Source organism: Acidianus infernus (assembly GCF_009729545.1).
GTDB classification, from domain to species: domain Archaea; phylum Thermoproteota; class Thermoprotei_A; order Sulfolobales; family Sulfolobaceae; genus Acidianus; species Acidianus infernus.
Window position 1 is genome coordinate 1,440,827 of record NZ_WFIY01000004.1, and the last position, 22,075, is coordinate 1,462,901.

Annotated in this window: 24 protein-coding genes; 11 read left to right on the forward strand and 13 right to left on the reverse strand. The window is 32.4% G+C overall.

Annotated features, from left to right (window positions below):
• Positions 1-11 precede the first annotated feature (11 nt).
• Positions 12-809, forward strand: a complete 798-nt coding sequence (locus D1867_RS08355) for a hypothetical protein (RefSeq protein WP_155863735.1) — start codon at positions 12-14, stop codon at positions 807-809.
• Here D1867_RS08355 and D1867_RS08360 read toward each other — a convergent pair.
• Positions 803-1,765, reverse strand: coding sequence for a VIT1/CCC1 transporter family protein (locus D1867_RS08360; RefSeq protein ID WP_155863736.1), 963 nt, complete (start codon positions 1,763-1,765; stop codon positions 803-805). The genes D1867_RS08355 and D1867_RS08360 overlap by 7 nt on opposite strands.
• Before the next feature lie 104 nt (positions 1,766-1,869).
• On the opposite strand from D1867_RS08360, the gene D1867_RS08365 reads away from it, so the two are divergent.
• Both D1867_RS08365 and D1867_RS08370 read left to right on the forward strand, forming a co-directional pair.
• Entirely contained in the window at positions 1,870-2,529 is a 660-nt protein-coding gene (locus tag D1867_RS08365) for a ParA family protein (RefSeq protein WP_155863737.1), read from the forward strand.
• Complete coding sequence (locus D1867_RS08370) at positions 2,526-2,978, forward strand: hypothetical protein (RefSeq protein ID WP_338078009.1); 453 nt, start codon at positions 2,526-2,528, stop codon at positions 2,976-2,978. The genes D1867_RS08365 and D1867_RS08370 overlap by 4 nt, the downstream gene beginning before the upstream one ends.
• A 41-nt stretch (positions 2,979-3,019) precedes the next feature.
• On the opposite strand, the gene D1867_RS08375 is transcribed toward D1867_RS08370, so the two are convergent.
• Positions 3,020-4,096 carry an NAD(P)/FAD-dependent oxidoreductase gene (locus D1867_RS08375; RefSeq protein ID WP_155863738.1) on the reverse strand — a complete coding sequence of 359 codons (1,077 nt, stop codon included), beginning with the start codon at positions 4,094-4,096 and terminating at the stop codon, positions 3,020-3,022.
• 135 nt (positions 4,097-4,231) lie between these two features.
• Between D1867_RS08375 and D1867_RS08380 the strand changes: the two genes are divergently transcribed.
• Positions 4,232-4,681, forward strand: coding sequence for a PadR family transcriptional regulator (locus D1867_RS08380; RefSeq protein ID WP_155863739.1), 450 nt, complete (start codon positions 4,232-4,234; stop codon positions 4,679-4,681).
• Here D1867_RS08380 and D1867_RS08385 read toward each other — a convergent pair.
• A complete protein-coding gene (locus D1867_RS08385; protein ID WP_155863740.1) occupies positions 4,661-5,206 on the reverse strand; it encodes a thiamine-phosphate synthase family protein in 546 nt (181 codons plus the stop codon). The genes D1867_RS08380 and D1867_RS08385 overlap by 21 nt on opposite strands.
• 44 nt (positions 5,207-5,250) lie before the next feature.
• Here D1867_RS08385 and D1867_RS08390 point away from each other — a divergent pair, with 44 nt between their 5' ends.
• Positions 5,251-5,511: a hypothetical protein gene (locus D1867_RS08390; protein ID WP_155863741.1), complete on the forward strand. Its 261-nt coding sequence runs from the start codon at positions 5,251-5,253 to the stop codon at positions 5,509-5,511.
• On the opposite strand, the gene D1867_RS08395 is transcribed toward D1867_RS08390, so the two are convergent.
• Genes D1867_RS08395 through D1867_RS08405 form a run of 3 tightly spaced genes read right to left on the reverse strand, consistent with a single transcriptional unit; the run spans position 5,495 to position 7,651 of the window.
• The gene (locus tag D1867_RS08395) at positions 5,495-6,163 is read right to left on the reverse strand and encodes a DUF1614 domain-containing protein (RefSeq protein ID WP_205737146.1); all 669 of its coding nucleotides are present in this window, start codon (positions 6,161-6,163) and stop codon (positions 5,495-5,497) included. The two genes, D1867_RS08390 and D1867_RS08395, sit on opposite strands and share 17 nt — an antisense overlap.
• A 47-nt stretch (positions 6,164-6,210) precedes the next feature.
• On the reverse strand, positions 6,211-6,759 hold the full coding sequence (locus tag D1867_RS08400) for an NTP transferase domain-containing protein (protein WP_155863743.1): 549 nt from the start codon (positions 6,757-6,759) through the stop codon (positions 6,211-6,213).
• Positions 6,701-7,651 carry an AIR synthase-related protein gene (locus D1867_RS08405; RefSeq protein ID WP_338078010.1) on the reverse strand — a complete coding sequence of 317 codons (951 nt, stop codon included), beginning with the start codon at positions 7,649-7,651 and terminating at the stop codon, positions 6,701-6,703. Before D1867_RS08405 ends, D1867_RS08400 begins: the two co-directional genes overlap by 59 nt.
• 31 nt (positions 7,652-7,682) lie before the next feature.
• On the opposite strand from D1867_RS08405, the gene D1867_RS08410 reads away from it, so the two are divergent.
• Together D1867_RS08410 and D1867_RS08415 are read left to right on the forward strand one after the other, a co-directional pair.
• Entirely contained in the window at positions 7,683-8,405 is a 723-nt protein-coding gene (locus D1867_RS08410) for an ABC transporter ATP-binding protein (RefSeq protein ID WP_155863744.1), read from the forward strand.
• Positions 8,405-9,397 carry an ABC transporter permease gene (locus tag D1867_RS08415; RefSeq protein ID WP_155863745.1) on the forward strand — a complete coding sequence of 331 codons (993 nt, stop codon included), beginning with the start codon at positions 8,405-8,407 and terminating at the stop codon, positions 9,395-9,397. Before D1867_RS08410 ends, D1867_RS08415 begins: the two co-directional genes overlap by 1 nt.
• Here D1867_RS08415 and D1867_RS08420 read toward each other — a convergent pair.
• A complete protein-coding gene (locus tag D1867_RS08420) occupies positions 9,374-10,141 on the reverse strand; it encodes an enoyl-CoA hydratase/isomerase family protein (protein ID WP_155863746.1) in 768 nt (255 codons plus the stop codon). The two genes, D1867_RS08415 and D1867_RS08420, sit on opposite strands and share 24 nt — an antisense overlap.
• Positions 10,142-10,369: 228 nt before the next feature.
• On the opposite strand from D1867_RS08420, the gene D1867_RS08425 reads away from it, so the two are divergent.
• Positions 10,370-11,983 (forward strand): cbb3-type cytochrome c oxidase subunit I, encoded by a 1,614-nt coding sequence (locus D1867_RS08425; RefSeq protein ID WP_155863747.1) that lies wholly within the window; start codon positions 10,370-10,372, stop codon positions 11,981-11,983.
• A 17-nt stretch (positions 11,984-12,000) separates the two neighbouring features.
• Here the strand turns inward: D1867_RS08425 and D1867_RS08430 are convergent, their stop codons facing one another.
• The gene (locus D1867_RS08430) at positions 12,001-12,240 is read right to left on the reverse strand and encodes an Rdx family protein (protein WP_205737147.1); all 240 of its coding nucleotides are present in this window, start codon (positions 12,238-12,240) and stop codon (positions 12,001-12,003) included.
• An 88-nt stretch (positions 12,241-12,328) separates the two neighbouring features.
• On the opposite strand from D1867_RS08430, the gene D1867_RS08435 reads away from it, so the two are divergent.
• From D1867_RS08435 to D1867_RS08445, 3 genes are all read left to right on the forward strand, one after another.
• Complete coding sequence (locus tag D1867_RS08435) at positions 12,329-12,682, forward strand: NifB/NifX family molybdenum-iron cluster-binding protein (RefSeq protein ID WP_155863748.1); 354 nt, start codon at positions 12,329-12,331, stop codon at positions 12,680-12,682.
• A gap of 61 nt (positions 12,683-12,743) precedes the next feature.
• Positions 12,744-13,400, forward strand: a complete 657-nt coding sequence (locus D1867_RS08440; protein WP_155863749.1) for a DUF5752 family protein — start codon at positions 12,744-12,746, stop codon at positions 13,398-13,400.
• A complete protein-coding gene (locus D1867_RS08445; RefSeq protein ID WP_155863750.1) occupies positions 13,397-14,623 on the forward strand; it encodes a glycosyltransferase in 1,227 nt (408 codons plus the stop codon). Before D1867_RS08440 ends, D1867_RS08445 begins: the two co-directional genes overlap by 4 nt.
• On the opposite strand, the gene D1867_RS08450 is transcribed toward D1867_RS08445, so the two are convergent.
• The 5 genes from D1867_RS08450 to D1867_RS08470 form a co-directional block, all read right to left on the reverse strand.
• Positions 14,580-15,674 (reverse strand): RsmB/NOP family class I SAM-dependent RNA methyltransferase, encoded by a 1,095-nt coding sequence (locus tag D1867_RS08450; RefSeq protein WP_338078011.1) that lies wholly within the window; start codon positions 15,672-15,674, stop codon positions 14,580-14,582. The genes D1867_RS08445 and D1867_RS08450 overlap by 44 nt on opposite strands.
• Before the next feature lie 68 nt (positions 15,675-15,742).
• Positions 15,743-16,750 carry a DNA double-strand break repair nuclease NurA gene (locus D1867_RS08455; RefSeq protein ID WP_155863751.1) on the reverse strand — a complete coding sequence of 336 codons (1,008 nt, stop codon included), beginning with the start codon at positions 16,748-16,750 and terminating at the stop codon, positions 15,743-15,745.
• Positions 16,747-17,415 (reverse strand): hypothetical protein, encoded by a 669-nt coding sequence (locus D1867_RS08460; RefSeq protein WP_155863752.1) that lies wholly within the window; start codon positions 17,413-17,415, stop codon positions 16,747-16,749. The genes D1867_RS08455 and D1867_RS08460 overlap by 4 nt, the downstream gene beginning before the upstream one ends.
• Positions 17,402-20,434, reverse strand: a complete 3,033-nt coding sequence (locus D1867_RS08465) for a hypothetical protein (protein WP_155863753.1) — start codon at positions 20,432-20,434, stop codon at positions 17,402-17,404. The genes D1867_RS08460 and D1867_RS08465 overlap by 14 nt, the downstream gene beginning before the upstream one ends.
• Positions 20,431-22,053 carry an ATP-binding protein gene (locus D1867_RS08470; RefSeq protein ID WP_338078116.1) on the reverse strand — a complete coding sequence of 541 codons (1,623 nt, stop codon included), beginning with the start codon at positions 22,051-22,053 and terminating at the stop codon, positions 20,431-20,433. Before D1867_RS08470 ends, D1867_RS08465 begins: the two co-directional genes overlap by 4 nt.
• Between the last annotated feature and the right edge of the window lie 22 nt (positions 22,054-22,075).

Here is a 22,075-nt window from a genome sequence, read left to right on the forward strand (position 1 = left end):
GTAAAATTTGAATGAACCCCTCATCACTATATAAATTGTTAGATTCTCCTATAAAAAAGAATGTAGAAGACGTAATTAATTATTGTAAGAATAACCAACTTGTACCACTACTATCCTTTTATCTTGAAGATGAATTATTAAATAACTTAGTCAAGAGTCTAGATAAAGATTTTTATAATTTATATATGGAATATAAATATAATAAAACTTTCTTCCTAAAGAAGGTAAAAGAAAAATTCAACACAGAAAAGGACTATGAAGACTTTCCATATTATTTAGTACCAATAGGAGAAAATAATAAGATAATGATAGTAAATAATGATAACGTTCCCCCTAAAGCAGTTCCAATTGAAGGAAAGTTTAGATTAACTTTCTTAATTCATTCTTCTTTTGACGAGCTAAATCACGATATATTATCCCAATCAGACGACGATATAGTCCTAGAATTTAAAAATAGTGGACTAGTGAATATTGAAAAGAAGAGGAATATATTCATGGACTCTAGATCTGTAGAAAAGATTGAAGAGTCTAGAATATTCAAGAGCAATTTAATAATACCAGGATATTTACTACTTGTTTCAGTAATTTCGAACAACCTCTTTCCCTATCATAATGCACTTACAATAAATATAGGTGAAAATGGAAAAGTAAGTATTAGTATAGATAGCGGAAAAGCAACCCAGGAAGATGTAATTAATGGGAAAACTCTTACTGCTGAAGAAAAAGCTAAAATATACTTTGAATATAAACAGAAACAGATAATAAAGGAAGAGATATTAAAAAGCATCATTTGGAAGTTAAGTCAATAACCTATAAAATGAAAAGCTATACCTATAATATGAGTAACAAGTGCTGCTACTATTGCAAGTCCAGCCATTACTGTACCTTTCTTAAATGGATTAACGTCACTTAATAGCCCTATAATTCCGCCTACGATGAATGTGACAACTCCAGTAAATGCATAAGAAGTAATGAGACCTATAAGGCCACCTAAGCCTAAAAGGAAAGGAAGAATGGGGACTAAAGCTCCAAGAATATAAGAAATTGCAGTTATTTTAACGCTTTCTGAGTTTTTGTTAATCTCGTTGTTACCTTCAGAAGAGTAAGCTTGACCTAATAATGCCCTTAGCTTCTCTTTCTTTAGCTTACTTTTCCTAATATCGTTCTCAGAACTTGTAGATAAATATGCTCCTATGCTCATTGAAATTGTCCCCGAAACTCCAATAATTATGCCTCCTAACGCTACAAGGAATGGAGATGCAAGAATGCTAGAAAGCCCAGAAACTCCCGCTAAGACTTCTATTAAGCCATCACTCACAGCATAAATAGCATCCCTTATCTTGTCAGCGTTAATTTGAGTTTGAACTAACAAATCCTCGTGTACAAGTTCCTGCATCATTATTGACGATAATTTCTGCCTTTCTGTATCGTTAAATTCTGCAGCTTTAGATAGTTGATAATATTTTTCTGCATCACTTATTTCACCTCTTTCTACTAATTTTAATGTCAAAGGAAGACCGAAGACTCTTCTAAAAAGTTTAAGTATTTTTATCCTTAATCTATCAAAGAATCCTAACTCCTCTAATTCTACTCCTCTAGACTCTGCAACTTCCTTCCAAAATGACGCATGGGATTTCTCTCCATTAGCTAACTCCTCTAAAACTTCTTTAACCTTGGCATTTTTCTCAGTCTTGGCCAACTCCTCGTAAACAGTTGCACCGAAAAGCTCTTCTTTATAGTTCTTTCTTACTATTTCACTTATCATAATATTAGATTAGAACAATTGCTATTTAAAAGTTATTCTACACTAGAGTCTGGAGAATACCGCCTAACAATGCTTATAAAAAATCTTCATTGAATACTCTAGACATGATAATAACAGTTATTAATCAGAAAGGTGGCGTCGGTAAAACTACTACTGCAGTTAATTTATCTTATATCCTATCCAAATCAAAAAATGTAGCCTTGCTAGATATGGATCCAGAAGGAGGAAGTACTACATCATTTGGAATGAAGAGAGAGAAAAAAGAACTTGAGATAGGCAGTAAGAGCGTTAATATATTCAATGTAGAAGTATTTCCTGCACATCTAGGCCTACTTAAAGCTGAGCTAAATGGAGACGTAGAGGATGTTGTAAATAAAATTAAAGAAACCGCAAAAAACTTTGATATCTTAGTTATAGACACTCCCCCTAATTTAGGCACATTAGCAGTAGCCTCAATGATAGCAGCTGATAAAATATTATCCCCAGTAACTCCTCAACCCTTAGCTTTAGAAGCTGCGAAGAATCTAGATGGAAGATTACAGAGCCTCAATAAGAAAGCTTTAGCTTTTACCAATTTGTCAAACAAAGCTATAAGTATCGAATTACCTTCAGTACAGTTCTTAAATATACACATTCCACAGTCTAGATTATTTATTGAAGCATCTAGATTAGGAGTTCCAGCTACTAGATATGAAGAGGTTAGATTGAAGAAACCAAAATTATCACACTTCTTTGAAGAGTTAGCAAAGGTGACTCTAGAGTGAGCGAACTAGACTTCTTACTGAATAGGAAAAAGAGTATAGAGAAGAAGGAAGAGAAAAGTACTGTAGAAAACGTAGAGAAGACTGAGGAAAGAAGAGACAATATTCCAGTAGAGAAGACTATAGAAGAGGAAGAGAAGAAAAACGAAAAGAGGGAGAAGACTATAGAGAATACTCCAGAATCTACTAAGAATAACATAGAAGAGGAAGAGAAGAAAGAAGATTCTAGAGAAGACAGTATAGAAAGTATAATGAAGAAATTTCTGGAAAAAGATCCAAAAATAGGTATATGGAGTTATCCCGCATACTTAGTTTTGCAATATCTCTATAATACAAAACCCGGATTTAAAATGAGCAAAGTAGCTAAGGAAGCTCTAGAGTATGGATTGAAGCACATGTATCCTGACCTTTTTAGCAAAGCTGAAAAAATTTCACAATTGAAACAAAGGTAATATCTTCCTAACATTTCCTAGGCAAGAATTTTTGAAAAAAGCTAGATCAACTTACCTTCTACTGTGAGCCAATATATATGCGCAAATGTTTTCTTGGCTATGAAAAATATTGATGAAGGACCTAGTGCATAGCTCTTTTCATAATTCATATAGATGAATGCGCCTTTTCCGTAACCACTATAAACTGCACATGCAGCAGAACCATCAAATTTTCCTTTTCCTTGTCCATATAAATCGTTTTGAATTTCCTTAACTACATAGTTTGCCTCAAAATGCGCTATTGCTCCAGTTTTTGGTGGTGTAGTTATATTAGTAATATCTCCTATAGCAAATACATTATCGTAGTCCTTAAATCTTAATGTTTCTCTATTCACCGGTATTAAGCCAGAATTATCTACAAGATTTGAGAACTCCTCACCAGCTCTAATAGGAGTATCTATAAATGCTAGATCGTAATTTATTTTCTCTCCATTTTCTGATTCTATAATTTTATTCTGTCTATCTATTTCCTTAATTTTAAAACCTCTTATGACTTGAACTCCTAATTCTTTAGCAATCTTGCCCAGTATCTCAGCCATTGGTTTTTGTATTTGAGGAGGTTGTGCTACTGGATTTATTAGCGTTATCTCCGCTTTAGGGAATCTCTGCTTTAAAATAAAGGACAATTCAAAAGGAGCTGCAGGGCATTTTATTAAACCAAAGTATCCTACGACGATCTTTTTGCCTTCAAAATTATCTGCCATAGTTTTCATTAACTTAGCTCCTTCAATAGTATGCCATTCTGGGAACCCTTCCAGTTTTATATTTCTTACTCCAGCAGCTATTACGACGTAGTCATAGTCAATCTTATCTCCACTTTTCAAGAATACTGTATGATTTTCAACATCTACTTTTGTTACATAATTCTTTATCCATCTAGCGTGTAAAAGATCTGAAGTGTTTTTTATCATTTCTTCTTCCTTACCTATTCCGCCTACTATATCTACAGTACCAGGTTGATAATAATGATATTCCGAAGGTTCTATAACTGTTACTTCTAGATCAGCGTTTTTAGCTAATTTATTAGCTACAATAGATCCAGCGTTTCCACCACCAACTACGACAACTTTCTTTTTCATAGTCTATAGATTTAGCTTTAGATTATTAAGGGTAACCCTAATTTGTAAATTATGTTAATAAAGTTAATTATAAAAATACATGATTCTATGAACTGAGAATTAAAATTATAAAATCGTGAGAAGACATTTTTACATATGAAAATGAACCTAGAAAGGCTAAGAAAAGGCACATTAAAGCTATTGATTCTAGAGGCGCTTAACGATAAACCGATGCACGCATACGAGATAATTAAATCTATAGAGAAAAAATTTCATGGAATATATAAACCCAGCCCTGGTTCTCTTTATCCAGTTCTAAAGCAATTAATTGAGAATGGAATGATAACTGTAGAAGAAAAAGATGATAAAAAAATTTACATTATAACTGACAAGGGTAAAGAAGCCTTCAACAAAATGAAAACGGAAATGAAGAATGTTTTTACTAAGAATAACCAGTATAGAAAGTTAGTTAATCAATTATTTGAGATAGGATTAATAATTTATAATTTCAGAGATAAATTAAGTGAAGAAGATTATGAGAAAATAAATAACATTATAAATGGATGTAAAAATGAGATAGAAGATTTATTGAATAAATTGAAGTAAATTTATCGCTTCTTTTACGACTTCTATTGGTTCCTTACCTAAAATGAAAATACTGGGTTCTTTACCGTAATCACCTAGATCTACTATATATCTAGGTATTCTGCCCAGTCTAGAGTACGCAAGGTCAACCATGAAATTCATAGTGTGTCTCTCTTTTTCTTTACTTTCTTCTGGTTCTTCCTTTCTATTAAATATGAATACGTCGCTTAGCTTTTTCACAATTTCTTCATAGAATTTCAAATTTATTGCACTTCTCATGTTCTCGTCATGTAACATCGCAGTTAATATTACTCTCGCTACATGGTCTGAAGCACCAAAAGCTGGTGGCATACAATAGATTGCCCTATTAAATGCTACACTAATTCTCCCTGGAATAGCCGCTACGTCATTAACGTTTTTTGCACCTTTAATTGCATAGCCTATGTTTGTTCTTATTTCTGGAATAAGTAAATGAGTACCAGGGGTATTGACAAATAAATCTACGGCTTCTTTCAATTTTAGCAATACTTCATCTCTTTCCTCCATAGTAGTGAGTTAACAATATATAATATTTAAGCGTATAGAATAATGTGAAAAAGATTTACGTTTTCTATACTCCAAAGAGAATAGTGAATTCTGAAGACTATGAAGTAGAGATTCTAGAGAAGGTTAGCAAAAAATTCAAACTAGGAAGATTATTAAGATACGATAGCGTAAGTTACGATAAAGGAGGCATTACTTATCTTAAGGGCATTTTTGAAAGGGGGAAAGCTATTGTAAAATTTAAGGAAGGCGGAGAAGCAATAGCTTTAGTTAAGAAATATAAGAGAACCTTTAGAATATGGATATAAGTAATTCGCCTAAAAGCACTGAAAATAGTCCAGATAGAAATATCCCGTCAAAACTTCCCATCCCTCCTATGCTTACTATCTGTGGAGATGCGTCAATTATTTTTCTTAGATTAAGTAAATCTGCCCCTATTAACGTACCCAAAACGCTTGAGATATAAGCTGAAACCGGTATAAGCTGTGGCATTTTAAAGAATAGTAAATAACTAAATAATACGGAGAATAGGGGAGGAATAAAAGGGTGCATTACTACTCCTACACCCTCAATCACTTTTGAGAAATATTTTGATATTATAATTAAGAGAATAATATTTATAAATATAGGAAGCAAATATTTATAAAGTAAAAAGAGTAATGATATAGATAACATTAATGGAATAAGTGCTCCTCCGAAATTTATAGCAACTTGCGTAGTGAAATATTCTATATCAACTCTAGGTACATAAAACGGTATTCCAAAAACATAAACTACATCGTATCTAGGAGCAATCGCCCTCTTTTTTACTTCCTTTATCACAAAATTTACTGGACTTAAAAGAAGACTTAGAAAAGATATTTCAAATGCAAAGAGATAACTTAGCTTCCTACTAACTCCAACAAACAAGAGTAAATCCTTGAAATAACCTATTGAGATAAGTACTAAAATTAATCCCATAAAAAGATAAACAGGAAAAAGAATTCCTCTAAAAGGATAAAATATAACTATTCTTTTCCCCAAATAAATCCCTCACTACATTTTTCATTTATTTTCAATAAATCTTTATTCGTATTAACGTTGACAATTTCATGAGCTGTATTTATTGAAGAGAAAGATGAAGTATCCAAAGAATTCCATAAGCTAATACCAACAAATTCCCCTTTAGAAAGTAAGGTACAAATGGAAGTTTCGCATTCATTAACAAGTTTTTCAACAGCATCTTTAGGGATAAAAGGAGTATCAGACGGAAAGACTAGACATGGAAGTCCAACGCTTTTCACGGCCTCTATAACGTCGAACTCATATCCTTTACCTTCAGTAAAAATTATATCATTAGTTGGAATAATTTCCCTTAATTTAGGTAATGCAGGGTGATCCTTTACTGTAGCTACAAATATCTTATCAGAAAATTGCTTTGAGAATTCATACACCCATAATATCATAGGCTTACCACATACTTTAATGACCGGCTTCATCGGAGATAATCTGCTTCCCTTACCTCCTGCCATTATAACTACTTTCAAATCTGACAAGTTCTTCTTCAAAGTCCTCATTAAAATCTCCAACTCCTTCTAAATGAAGACTTGGCTCGCCTTTTATTAGTCTTCCTATTATATTACTCTCTTTCACTTTATTTACTACTTCTTCCGGATTTCTTGTAATAACTAAAAATGCTCCAGAGGAAATTAGCCTCAAATAATCCATCGATAATGCCCTAGTTATTTCTAAGGTTTCTTTCCTTACAGGTATAAGTTTTGGGTTTATTACTGCCTTTAAGTTAGATAATTTTGCTATTTCTAATATTGCTTGTAATACTCCTCCTTCTGTTGCATCATGCATCCCTACAGCGTATTCTGCTACTTTCAAAGCTTTTTCTTGAACTATTATATCGTACTTAAAGCGCTTTGCAGACTCTATAGTCTCCTTTTTAACTCCCAATTTCAGTAAATAGTCTTCAAATTGATTGGCTAAAATCCAAGTACCCTCAATCCCAGCACTACCTACCATTACAATATAATCGCCATCTTTAGCGTCTCTAGCTGTTAAAATTTTGTCAGTAGTTGAAAAGGCAGTAGTGACAACTATATCTGAAGGTAAGTTAATTACAACCTCCGTATGCCCGCCTACTACGTTACATCCTAAAATCTTACACGCCTCATTTATTCCAGAAAGTATTCTGTCTAGACTATTTCTTGAAGAAAGTAAAAGTGTAGTTAAAGCCCACTTGCAAGGTGCACCTTTCATGTTAACATCGTTGCATGCTACTGCTATTGAGAGAAATCCTGGATCAACTGAGGATTCAGTTATAGGGTCAGAGTGAACAATTATGTAAGGCCCAGTAGTTTTAAGTATAGCGTCGTCTTCTCCAACGGAAGGGCATATCTCGCAATTGCCACTGGGTATCTTATGCAAAAATTCTTTTAAAGGCACTTTGCCGAAAGACACATTAACTACTTTTTACTAACATAAATAAATTATGATAACAATAAGCGTTGAAGGCTTATGGAAAAGCTACAAAGACAAAGAAGTACTTAAAGGCATATCATTTACAGTTAATGACGGAGAAATATTTTCATTGTTGGGACCAAACGGTGCTGGGAAAACTACAACAATTAGGATTCTTTCATGCGTATCTAAGCCAGATAGAGGTAAAATAGAAATCTTAGACATGAAAGTTCCCGAGGATTGCGAGAAAATACGCAGAATTATAGGTATAGTACCGCAGGATTTTCAAGGATTTTCTGATTTAACCGTAAAGGATAACATTGAATATTTTGCAAATATTTACGGAGGAGATAAATCGCAAATAAATGAAGTTATAGAAGAATTAGATCTGGAAGATTATAAAAATACAAGATTTAAGAAATTATCTGGTGGACTAAAAAGGAGAGTAGCTATAGCTTGTGCATTAGTAGGAAACCCAAGAATAATCTATCTAGATGAACCTACAGTAGGTTTAGATCCAAAGGCCAGAAGGAATGTTTGGGATATAATGAAGAAATTGAAAGATAAAAAATTAACAATTTTGCTTACTACACATTACTTAGATGAGGCACAAAAATTATCTGATAGAATAGCGATAATTTACTCTGGAAAAATACTTAGATTATCAACTCCAGAAGATCTAATGAAGGAATTTGAAAAACCTACCCTTGAAGAAGCTTATTTAGCGCTTCTAGAGAGTATTGGTGAGGAATGATGAGAAACGTAATTCCTACTGCTAAGGCTATAATTAAAGATAACTTGAGTAATAAAGCTACCATATTCTTTATTCTTATATTTCCTTTATTTCTTACTATAGTCTTCGCTTTCGGATTTGCAGGAATGAATCATGTAACACAAGTAGTAGCTACAAATAGTGAACAATTAGCAAAATATCTAAATTCTACTCAGCTTTTTATAGGTATTACATGCAATAACGAGAAAGAGGCCATTCTTCATAACTATATTTATGTTAACGTTCAAAATAATTCGTTGTTTAATGTAACTTATCCGAAAGATAGTAAATATTTAATACCTTCTTTAGAAGCAATACTAACGGAATATTCAACACACGATTCAGCTAAGGTCACCACTACACAACTTCCAGGATTTACTTACGTAGATTATATATTATCTGGAATGATAGGTGTTATCGCACTATCTAATGGTGTTTTTGGAGTTACTGGCGTAGGAGCAGGATATTATAGGGATAAATTGGTTGAAAGGTTAGCAGCTTCGCCTCTAAAAAGTTATGAATGGGTAATTTCACTAATGCTTTATGAAATAATAATTACTTTCATTTCTATAGTTCCAATATTGTTACTAGGAGTAATACTAGGCTTTATACCAATTATAGGAATATTATTTGTTATATTTTTAATAATAGGTACGTTAATGTTCTCCGGTTTAGGTGCAATAATATTTGGTTTAACGCCAAAGGATAAACTCTTCATAGCAAACATTGCTGCTAATGTAGTTACTTTACCATTAACTTTCCTAAGTAATGCCTTCTTTTACGTAAGCTCTTTTCCAAGTTTTATAGAAATATTAATAAACTATCAACCAGTCTCCGTACTTAATGACATAATAAGGCAAGTTACTGTTTATCAACAATTACCTCAACCGTGGGAAATAATTTACATAATAATCTTTACAGTCTTGAGCGTATTTCTTGGCGGCAAACTATTAAAGCTTAGAGAGGTTGACTAGCCAGCTAGGCTTAATTTTTGCTAAGAACGCATTAATACCTTCTCTACTCTCGTCTCCTCCTACTTGAATTGTAAGTGACTTAAATACTTCAGATAAATCTCTATCTAAATATTTCATGATATGCCTTTTCATTAACATAAGTGAAGATGGCGCCATAAATGACATTTTATATATTAAATTTGCAGTTTCTTTATCAATTTCATCAGTTGCCTTAGTTATAAGACCTATTTTTTCGGCTTCTTCTGCCGTTATTTCCTCCCCTAACATGGCCAGCCTCCTAACATTATTTAAACCTATTATATAAGGACCTAATGTAAGTAAAACTGGAGGAAAAACTCCTATCTTTCCACCTGGAGCAGCAAATTTAGCAGATTTTGAGGCTATTACAAAATCCATAACTAATAATAATTCTAAGGAGGCCCCATAAGCAATACCTTCAACTTGTGCTATTGTAATTTTATCTATGTTTATTAACTTTAAATAAAGATCTTTCATGTAATTGAAAAAGGACGATGCGAATTCCTTATCTATTGAAGCTCGGTTTAATTCCCTTATATCAGCTCCTGAGCCAAAGTTACCGTTTTCTCCTTTAAATACTATAAATCTATATTTCTTTTCCTTCTCTATTTCACTTAAAGTATCTAAAAGTTCTGTCATAAATTTTACATTAAAAACATTATATTTTGTACCTGTATTAAATGTCAGTAAAATGAAATTATCCTTATACTCTTTATTGACAAACATCAATCTTATTTCCCTTATCCCTTATTTATCTCTTTTCTTTGCCGTTCATTTAGAATAAAAATTTATTTATATTATAAAGTTAAATATGTTATAATTCATTAGTTATTAAATCTATATGACTTGTACTAAGGTAAAATTTCTCTCAAATTATATAAAAATAAGTTTTTATAACTTTATCTAATCGTTATGAAGATAAAGTTAAATATGTTAATATTATAGGCAGTACCTATGAGCACTAAGTCAAATCCCCTTGTAACACTAATTAATGCTGTATTCCAATTGGATAAGGACTGGGTAAGCAGAGTGTCAATGGCTATGATTGTAATGAGCCTAATTTGGGGAATTCTAGGAATTATTGATGCGTTAATGGCGAGAATACAAGAAATGGTATGGGGATTATCACAAACACTAGTTTTCACTTCCCAAGAATATTACGGAGGAATAACTCTACATGGAGTAAGAGATCTATTTGGATTTGCAGTACAACTAGAAGTTGCAATATTCATATTCTTATCTTATAAGATCTTGAACTTCCAACCAAGGGCAAAGTGGTTCCTTAACATTGGATTCATACTATTCAACATAGCATTCATGCTAATAGAAGGGCCAATTGTAGCATTCCCAACATTTAATGATAATTACTTCGGAGCAACTGGATGGTACTACTTAAATCCTTTAGGGATACCTAATTATTCGGAATATGTAATATCACCTCTATGGTTCCTAGGATATGAACTTATGGATATAGGTGTTTACATATATGTTATATGGCTAATTTACCATTACTACCTTGTAAGCAGGAATATGAAAGAAAAACTGCCAATATTTGCAGTATTTGCTTTAATGACCTCACTAATGATAGCAATAGGTTGGAGTGGTGAAACTGCAGCAAATACCTGGGATATATTAGCCTACTACGGACTAGTAGGCTTAGATCCAATTGCAAACCAAATAGCGTTCTGGATATTAGGGCACTCCATTGTATACATAGTCTGGATGCCAGCAGTAGCTTCAATGTACTACTTAATACCACTCTTAGCAGGAAAACCATTATACAGCGATAAAATGGGAAGAATTGCAGCACTTCTTTACCTTATCTTCTCCAACAACGTACCAATACACCACTTATACATGGTAGACTTACCAGTTAGTGTAAAGATTATGCAGGAAGTATTAACGTATGCCGTAGTTGTACCATCAATGATGACGTTCTTCAACTTATGGGCTACAGTAAAAGGAGCACAATTTAAGCCTAATTTAATATCTGTCTGGATATCAATTAGCTTTGCAGGAGCAATTGCAGCTGGAGTAACTGGAATTGCTAACGCAAACATATCGTTCGATTCAATAATTCACAATAGCATGTGGGTTCCAGGGCACTTCCACGCAATGATATTCTGGTCAATTGTTCCAGCGGGATTTGCAACCCTTTATTATATGATACCAATGTTGACCGGTAGAATGTGGTACTCAACTAAGCTAGGCTGGATTCACATGGTAGGCTACATGATAGGAACAGCAATGATAATAGTAGGATTTGACGCATTAGGATTAGCTGGATTAATTAGGAGAGCTGAAATTTATCCATTAATTCCTGCTTACGTTACTCCAGAAGTTGTAGCCAGCGTAGGAGCAATGATAGCAGACTTTGCAACATTAATATGGCTAGGAAACCTAGTAATTACGTTACTGAAAGGAAGATCTGCAAACGTAGAAGGATTATCGGTAAGCGATACCATAACAACTATAGCTATGCAATTAGGATATGAAGGACCTTCATTAAACGAAATATCAAATAAATTAACTACGGCAGTAAGCAGAATAGTAAAAATAAAGGAATAACTTATTTTTATTTACTATCAATTATTATTTATTCTTTTTCCTACCTCCTTTAAGATTTCCATATTTTCTGGAAATCTTTTTTCTTTATACCTTGAGAAAATGAGTTCATTATCTAAATAAACATCAAATATTCCATTTTTACCTTGTTCAATCTCTACCTTTACATTTTCAAAATATTGTAGTAAGTCTCTAGCCAGTTCTAACGCTCTATCTAAATATCCACAAGGCCTACAATAGACTATTTTTACTATTGTCATAATCATCATTTTGCTTGTAATTTTTAAAACACTCTTTATGAAAGTTAATTAGCAAATGTTATATAAGCTTTTGAAACAATAGATGACTATGAAAATAGCTGTAACGTATGATAAGGAGCAAAATCTAAAGCCTTTAGATGAGGCTGAAATAATAGGAGTAATAGATGAAGAAAAGAAGGTAGTAGAACAATACGAGAATCCTGCATATAACGTAAGCAAAGAAGCAACTATGGGAATTATACTAGACCTTGGTGTTGATGCAATAATCGTAAAGAATAAGTTCTTATGTCCTGGATCATATATGATGTCTTACGGTAGATTAAAATATATTCCAACTGAATATAATACGTTGCAAGAGGTTCTAAATAATTTGGAAGAAGTTAAAAAGAAAATAGTTGAGGAATTACCAGAAGAAATGTATGCAGAAGCGTACGAATCATAATCTGTATTAAAGTACCATATCTGCATAAAATGTTTTAAACTTTTTAAACCATTTTTGTATTATGAACCTCGATTGTCAAGGAAAAGGTATTCCATTTAAATTCTATGCCGCGTATTATCCTCCAATATACACCAAGGTTAAAGCAAATTCGTTATCAGAACTTATAAAAGGTGTTTCAATTGTAGATAAAAATTCAATATTTTACCATGTATTCCATCCAATGCTTTCTTCTCATGTAGTGCCGGAAGATTTGCCTAACGACTTTGCTTTTTGGCTTAGAGAATCCCTTCATGACGAATACCTTGCTGAAGTAGTCGCTGATATAAAAGGTAGAGAGCCTTTGACTATAGAAGATATAAGAAAGGAAATTTTAGAATTGCTAAACACCTCTACTCATTTAGATAAGACAGCCGACTATCCCTTTGTATTTATTTCATTTATTCCCGTAGTCTATCCTTTAAATGTAGAAGTAAGGACGTTAGCAGAATTTATGGATGCTATAGCCAAAGTTCCAGTAAGATCTTTATTTTATCATTTCGTATACAAAAGAGTAATGGGCTTAAGTAAGAGAAATGATTTTACAACGTGGTTAGAGGAGAACTTTGGTTTAATAGACTTAGGAGAGAAAATAGCAAAAATAGATCCTCAAACTTACACAGAAGAAGAGGATTTCAGGCAAGATTTGTTAAAAATTTTGGAAGGTGAGTTATTAAAATGATAGAAAAATATGAAAAGATAATAGGAGAAGACGAGCTTTATGGTCTAGTAAAAATAGCAGAAAAACTTAAAGATTTTTCAATACTTCATGTAAATTCTACTAGAGCTGGAGGGGGAGTAGCGGAGATCTTAAATAGAATGGTACCTCTAATGAGAGACTTAGGACTTAATGTAGATTGGAAAGTAATAAGAGGAGATACTGAGTTCTTTAGAGTTACAAAATCGTTCCACAACTCCTTACAAAACGGTTATGGAGAATTACCCCCCAATGCCTTTGAAACATATGAAAAATGGCAGGAAATTAACGCAAACGAAATACCTTTAGATTATGATATAATAATGATACATGATCCGCAACCTTTAGGTTTAATTAAATTTAGAAAAAAAGGAAAATGGATATTTAGATGTCACATAGATATTTCTAATCCTTATGCTCCAGTATGGGAATTTTTAAAGAAAAAAATTGAAAATTACGATTCAATGATAATTTCTACTCCAGCCTTTGCGAGGGATGACATTAGTATTCCACAATTTATAATTCCTCCATCAATTGACCCTTTATCTATAAAGAATCAACCTATTCCAGAAATAACTGTAAAGAGAATATTATATAAATACGGAATTGATACTGAAAGACCTTTAGTTGTTCAGATTTCAAGATTTGACTATGCTAAGGACCCTATAGGAGTAATTAAATCTTTCAAATTAGCTAAAGAGCACATAGATGGACTTCAGTTAGCTTACGTAGGCAGTCCAGCCACTGATGATCCAGAAGGAGAAGAAGTTTACGAGAAAACTGTCAAAGAGGCAGGAGACGATAAGGACATTCATCTATTAATGTTACCACCTTATAGCGATCTTGAAATAAACGCATTTCAAACAGGAGCCTCAGTTGTATTACAAAAATCCATTAAAGAAGGCTTCGGTTTAACTGTTAGCGAAGCAATGTGGAAAAAGAAAGTAGTAATAGGTGGAAGAACAGGAGGAATTCCTCTACAAATTATTCACGGAATTACAGGCTACCTAGTTGATAATGTAGAAGGCGCGGCACATTACATTATTCATACGTTAAAGAATCCTGAAATATCGAAAAAAATTGGAGAAAATGCCCATAAGCACGTTAAAAATAATTTCCTAATAACTAGGCATATGAGAGAATACATGAGCGTAATGCTTTACGTTATTGGAAGGAATGAGGAGATGAAAAGTCCAACTTTGCAATAAAGAATCCTTCTGAAAAGTCCTTATGCGGATACGTCCTGAACACTCTTAACCAAACCCTACTTTTTTTATACCCTTCATGACCTTCATTAGGAATACGGACTAAGTTCCTTTCAAATTTTTCTACAACTTTTTCTCCCTCCTCAGGAAATAAAGAACAAGTTATATAAACTACTTGCGTTCTTAACTTGCTAGCCTCTTTAAGTATTCCTATTTGTATTGATGAAAGCTCGTGCAATTTCCTCTTATTTAAACGCAACACTACTGATGGATCAACATTTATTGTTCCACTATTGCTACAAGGAGCATCAATAAATACTTTATCTGCTTTTCTTATTGGTAAATGTAACGCGTCGGCAACAATTAGCTCTACGTTATGCACGCCCCATTTTTCCATAAGTTTTTTCTGTTGCATAATTCTTTTTTCAGAAATATCTATTGAGATGAGGAAAGATTTGTTCCTAGTTAGCTGTTGGATTAAAGAAGATTTGACTCCTGGTGCAGAGCCTATTTCTAAGATTTTCTCGTAAGGCTTTGGATCCAAGATCATTACTGCAAGAACGCTTGACTTATCTTGAGGTATTAAGAGTCCTTCTTTAAACGCAGTAGAATCAGAGATGCGTTTATCAGAACTTTCTATTTCTAAGAGAAAATTTATTTCAGTCCTCTTTACTTTATATCCTTCAGATTCCAATAATCTGACTACATCATTAACGTTTGCCTTTAGTTCGTTAACTCTAGCCCAAGTTTTATGATTATATATCCCTTTAATTCCTTCTTCTCCTAAAAGCGCGTAAAGTCTTTCAAATATCCACTTAGGAAACGATAGCATAGGATCCGGCTTTATTGTCATATCCACTTCTCTAGGACTTATGCCTGGATATACATTTCTTTCATATAAATATTTTTTAATATATTCAAGAAATTCTCTATAAAGCTCTTTTCTATCACCCTGCATGTATTTTTTAAATGCTATATCAAATGCTCTTTCGGGAGAGAGGTTTTTCTTCATTATTAGAAATACAGCGTCCGCAAAGAGTTTCCTATTGTCCACGGAGAAAAATGTTTGCAATTATTTAAAAATGATTAACCTCAGCTGGACTAGGACAAGTCATCAATTCATTAAGCCTTTCTCATCATCGGCAGAATTTTCCTAGCTGAGATAAGCAAATTTAAATAAGCTTCTGCTTCTGCCTTACTTACGTTAGATATATCATCAGCTAACTTATTTAAAATTGTGACTTCGTTTATCCCCGGGTAACTCCATGTTGCAATGTATGCCAGTATATTATTGTCTGGGCTTAATACGTCAATTCTTGCTACTGGAGAAATGGCGTTTTGCTGAAAATATCCCGAATATAATTTTATATTATACTTCATGTAAGCCTTTCCTAATGCAGTTAAATCTGCAGTATAATTTGATGAGAAAATAGAATCCCAAGATATCCAACCTAGAAATCTCGGATTTTTGTAATCCTTAAATTTTTGCCTGAGTTTATAAAATAGATTTTGAACAATATAGCTTTCTCTAGCTTCAATAAGTTGCGCATAACCATCATTAATTAGCTTATTTATGAGAAACCTTTGTGCAAATCTCTTTACAATACCTATAATTTTATCATTGGTGGAAATTGCAAGTTTTCTAACTTCGTGAAACTTCTTTAAATCTTCATCATTATCGTCGTAAGTGGGAGGATCTATAATAGGGCCATCGATAAAAATCACATCGCAGTCTGAGCACGAACTTAAAATTTCAGTCTCTAACGTTAACATTAGAAGTATTGCATCTTTGCCTACTTTATCTTCCCCATAATAGTTATCCTCAAGCTTTACATCCTCTTTAATATCTGGAGGAATTCTCTTGCCTTTTTCTCCAGAAATACCTTTAACTTTTACTGCTCTAGCAATGATTAGTGAAAAATCTCCCACATCAAGCTGATATTTACTACCATCTACCGCACAAGCTATGTGAGGATTTATCGCATTATTTATTTCCAAAAATTCCAAATCTGAATTTCCATAATATATATCCTCGGCAACCAAGGAAAGTATTGCATCTACCTTTCTAGCTTTTTCGTCTTCCTCCTCCGCTAACTTTTTTATCTTATTTAATATATCAATAGAATTCAAATTTTCACCGTAATTATTATTCCTTTTTCTGATAGAAAACGTAATAATTCAATAACATCTTTGCTATTACGTTTTGTTATAATTACTTGACCTTGATCAAGTAGAGAGAGTAAAATCTCTAGCCTTTTACCTTCTATATTTAATCTGGACAGTTTATCTTTAAGCTCCTCGTAAATTTTTCTAGCCTCTTCTTCAGATTCTTTAGCGTTTCTTTCTAATTCTTCAAGATTATCTGTAATTTCAAATAATCGCAAATCCTTGGACTCTCCTAATATTGTTAGGAATATTTTTAGATACGTTTTAAGTTTCCTGTTGTTTTCCTCTATTATTTCTTTGTATTTCTGAATCTTTTCCTTAACTATGTCTTCAGATAGTTTTAAGCAATGTTTAAGTTCTTCGTACGCATTGTTAATATATGAAATAATCTCCCTAGGATTATCGCTATTTTTAGCCTTGATCAAATAATTCTTTATCGTCAGATATTCCTCGCTAACCTCGTTTAATGAACATTTTCTTAATTCTTGCTTTATTGAATGAATTTTTGAGACTGTAAATTCAAGTGATTTTATTATTTCACCTTGCTCCATGTACTCTTTTTTCAGATTCTCCCAATCTAATGAATTTTTTTCGTTTTGAATTTTAAGTAATATATCAACTAAATTCATTCAACTCACCTTTTATTGTTTTAATTAATTCATGAATCTGTTTTTCTTGATTATTTATTTCCCTTTTCAATTTATTTATTTCTGGATTTATTTTCTCTATAGACTCTATTTCAGCTTGAAGCCTCGTAATATTTGATCCTATTTCCCTAAGTCTCTCGCTATACCTATAGATTGCAGTGTTTTTTAGCTCGTCAAAGAAAGGTAAAGGAGTACCATCTATACTTGTCTTGTATATTTCCCAGGCAATTAGATATAAATTATCATTATCTTCATTATGAGATATTTTCTTTATAGTATCAATAAAATTCATTAAATCCTCGTTTCTCTTAGCCTTAGTAGTTCTTTCTATAAGCTCATAAAACTCATTTAACACCTTTCCAGACTCTAAGTAAGTCAGAATCTCCTTAATTTCCTTTTCTTCCTCTAGCTCCTCATTAATTCCTAGAATTCTCTTAGCTTTATTTATTACATCTAGCTTTGCTAGTATATACGATTTTATTTTAGTAATTTCATTTTGTGCGTTTATTGTCTGATTTACAAATTCTTTAAATAGAGAATATAACGTTAATATTAGGAAAGCAAGCCTTAGCTGATTCCTATAATCGCCATTTTTAATCGCAAGATTCAACTGATTATAATATTCCATAATAGAATCTTTCATATCTTTTAAGCTTCTTATTCCAGCATCTCTTTTCTTAACAGTTATAAAATATCCTTCATTCAAATCCTCTGACTTAATTTCTTCAATGCTTTTATCTAATTGATCTAGAAGATCTTTGATTAGCCTATCTTTATCATCTACGTAGTTTATTATCTCCCCAGTTGTAACTGACGAATATAACAAAAATTCCACTGTAGGAGACTTTCCGAATATTTTTCCAACTATCTGAATTAACTTTGGTTTAACGTTTTTTATTTCACTTAAGTAATAAATATACTCAATTATCAAATTTTCAATATTGAACCCTTTCTGCCTTAAATAGCCAACTAGAGTTGACGAGAAGTCCTTAATTTTCTGTCCAGCTAGATCATCATAATATATTATTTCTCCTCCGTCTTTAGAATTTATTATTTCATTTTCTGTTAGATATGTAATAATATCATCCTTTAGAGAAGACGAAGTTTCTATATCTTCTAAATGAAACTGTTTACTCCCAAAGATTCTAAATTTTTCATTAACTATTTGATTTACTTTCATGAATACGTTCTGATAATTATCTGGATAGATTGAAGGAGAGAATAATACCCAGTTTAAAGATTGTATTGGTCTTTTATTTCCCTTTGTTAAAGGCAATTGTTGAATCGTAACTTTTTGTAAAATTTTACTCATTGTGTCATTTATTTCTCTCTTTAACTCACCTAATTTTATATCTAACACATCTTTTCTTATCCTAGTAAGATCCGGATTTAAGCTGGAGAAAAGTAAGTAGAGTAATTGCCTTTTAATAGGAGTAAACAGTTCTATTTCAGCTTGAACTACTGAATATTTACTTAGATCTTCATTACTTTTTCCTAGGAATATTATGCCATGAATTATTCCATCATACTCATTTAAGATTTCTTTTATCGCTTTTTCTCCTCCTATAGGTTTATAAATAATTAAATTTATAGTTCCAGAATTTCCTAGATCGCATTCAATTATTCTAATATTTTTAGCAATGTATTTTTGATTAAACTTCAAGCCTATTTCCTTTAGAAAAACGATAAAAGAATCTATCTCTTTTTCTATATCTAGTAAACTGTCATTAACAAATTTTAGAGCCTTTTCTTTTATTTCTCTGCTTCTAAAATCTACTATTAATCCTCCAACATTAGTGTTTACTAAGGACTCGTAGTATCCCCATTCTAGAGCATATGCCTCTCCTTTTGATTTAACTTTTAGCTTCTTATACACGTCAGAAAGATCAATATTTATTCCCTCATAAATAACCTTATTTATATCGCTTGAGACAAATACACTTACACTCTTGTCAAATTCAGACGAATTAGAGTAAAATATTAAAAAGTCCTCAACATCCTGAGGTATTTTATACTCCTTAGTTATTTCTACCCAACTAGGAAAATCTACCAGAAAGCCTTTAACTATATGTCCTTCCAATTCTTTTATAATTAAGTTTTTATCGGTAAAAATTCTACTTAGTAGAACTTTATGGAATTTTTTTATTTCTTCTTTATCCATTTTATTCTCAAGTTCTGTAACAAGAGTCCTCAAAGTTTCTCCTTCGTCGTTTAAGTCGTTGGCTATAGAAATTTCTTTGAACAGTTGCTCTATTGGATCTTTAAATTCAAAGGACTTACAAAGTATATCATTAAAGAATCTTGCATATTTTCTCCTTTCTTGACTAATTATCCAATAAGGTAAGTCTAAATACTGTAAGATCTCCTTATCTTTCCCATTATAGTCGAGCAGACAGTCAATCATCGCTAGAAATTCTAGCTTTGATGGTGGCATTATTTGAATTGTCTTTATCCTTTGTATAAATGAATAATAAGTTTCTGGAAATAATGAATTTATTTGACCACCTACTCCAAAGACTTTTGAATAAGCGCTTGGGGTTGTAGACAAGTATACTATATTATTGCCTTTAGAATTAGCCAGCTCCTTTAGCGATATCCAGAAATCCCTTATATAATCTTGGTATTGCCTGTATACAGCAAAGTCAACTGCAGATTCTATCTCGTCAATAAGAACCACTGGATAATTTTTTATAAAAGTTATATCTCCCTTTTCTTTTTTAAGTATATTTACAAAAGAATCTTTATATATATTGACATTTCTAGGCTTTAATGCTTCTTCTATGATGTTAAAGAAACTGGTCTTGCCTTGACCCCAATCAGCTAATACTGCAATTATTTCTGGCGATTCTCTGGGGCTTTCAAGCCTCTTTATTTCCCAGCCGATTTGTCTAAAGAACTTTAACCTATCTATATACCTAGTCTTAGAGGAGATACACAAATACAAATCATAAAGGGATTTAGAATCTGCTGCTGTCTCACTTATTCGATAATTGCAAGTCATTTAGATGAATCTTCAATTAAAACCCTATCAATTCTTTCTACACTTCCTGCGTATGACCCTAACCTAGGATCCCAAGGTATTCTCACCAACGCTGGAACCTTAAGTGCTGACATTAAACCAGAGACTATAACATAGCCCGTATCTAATGACGTTAACCCTTTAGCTAAAGATTCTGGAAGCCCACCAGATGCTGACATTACGTATTTTAGGTCTTCATGATAGATTCTATGGAAGAAGAAGGTATTTAGCATTGATAGCACATACTTGTCAACAAATGCAGGCCTTTGACTTACTAGGAATAATGAGACTCCAAACTTTCTGCCTTGTGTTGCAAGCGTAACTAATGATTCCTTTGTTATATTTGCAGAAATGGGATAGTCGTTCGAAGGAATATAATTTTGAGCCTCTTCTATTACGAAGGCAATCAGCCTTTGTGAGCCAGAGTACTTTGCTTTTGTTAAATAATTTAATAAGAGCCTTGATATATAACTCACTATTAATTGCTTAGTAGGAATATCAACTCCGGGAGAGCCGTCAGCAGAAAAATCAATTATTGCCAACCCTTTTTCCTTCCATATAACATCTAAGATTTGTTCATTTATTGATGAGGAATTACTTATTAATTTATACCTTTTTACTATCCTATCTTTAAAAATTTCCAAAGCACTTATTACAGCTCTTGCAGTACTGCTGCTAAAGCCTAATTCTTTAAGATTCTGATTTGAAGAAATTTCTTGTTGAATTAAGCTTATTCCTTCTTCCTTGCCTAATAGGTTATTATATTCCTTTTGATCATGTTGCGAAATAATATAATCTAACAGATTTGATTGCAGTGAATTTATTTCATTCCCTCCATACTTAAGGGAAATAATAAAATCCGCTAAATCTTTTGGAGTGAATAAACTTAAGTCAATAGTGAGCCTAGTCTCTGTATCGCTTTTAGGGTCTCTTATTACATATTTCTTTATCCATTTCCGGCCTCCAGAAACTAAATCTATATTTATATTACTAAAGTCTACATAATCTCCGTTAGCGTCAATTATTATCATTGGCAAAGCGGTATTCTTTCCCATTATTTTTAGGTTAGAAAATAGATAAATTAAATATCTCATATTATAACTTTTACCACTTCCAGTTTCTCCGAAGATTCCTACATGCATGGTAACTGCGTTAAGATCTAATAATAATGGTATATCTGAACCAGCTAATCTTCCATATTTTACATAGTCTGCAGCATTTTTTACACCATAGAATTCTGATAGGAAGCTCTCGTCTTTTTCCTCTGGAAGGGTCTTTATTAAAGAACCTGGCATGGGAGAAGAATTGTGCCCATATCGTTTTATTATACTCATTTCAGCTTTAATTACTGTATTCATATTTAGTAAATCAAAAGAAGTATTTTCGGAAAGAATATTCTTCACTATAGGAATTTTTTCATCATAAAATTCATTAATATACTCATAATTCTCTAATCTAGCTAATGATAACTTATTATTATCCTTAATAAGGAATAGCTGACCCGGGCTAACTTCATACTCTGGAGTTAACAACCCTTGTATAGAGCTTGCTTCGCTTTTCTGTAATACTATACCTATAGTCTTACCTTCCGCTAACATGATTAATATGCTTAATAAAGATTGG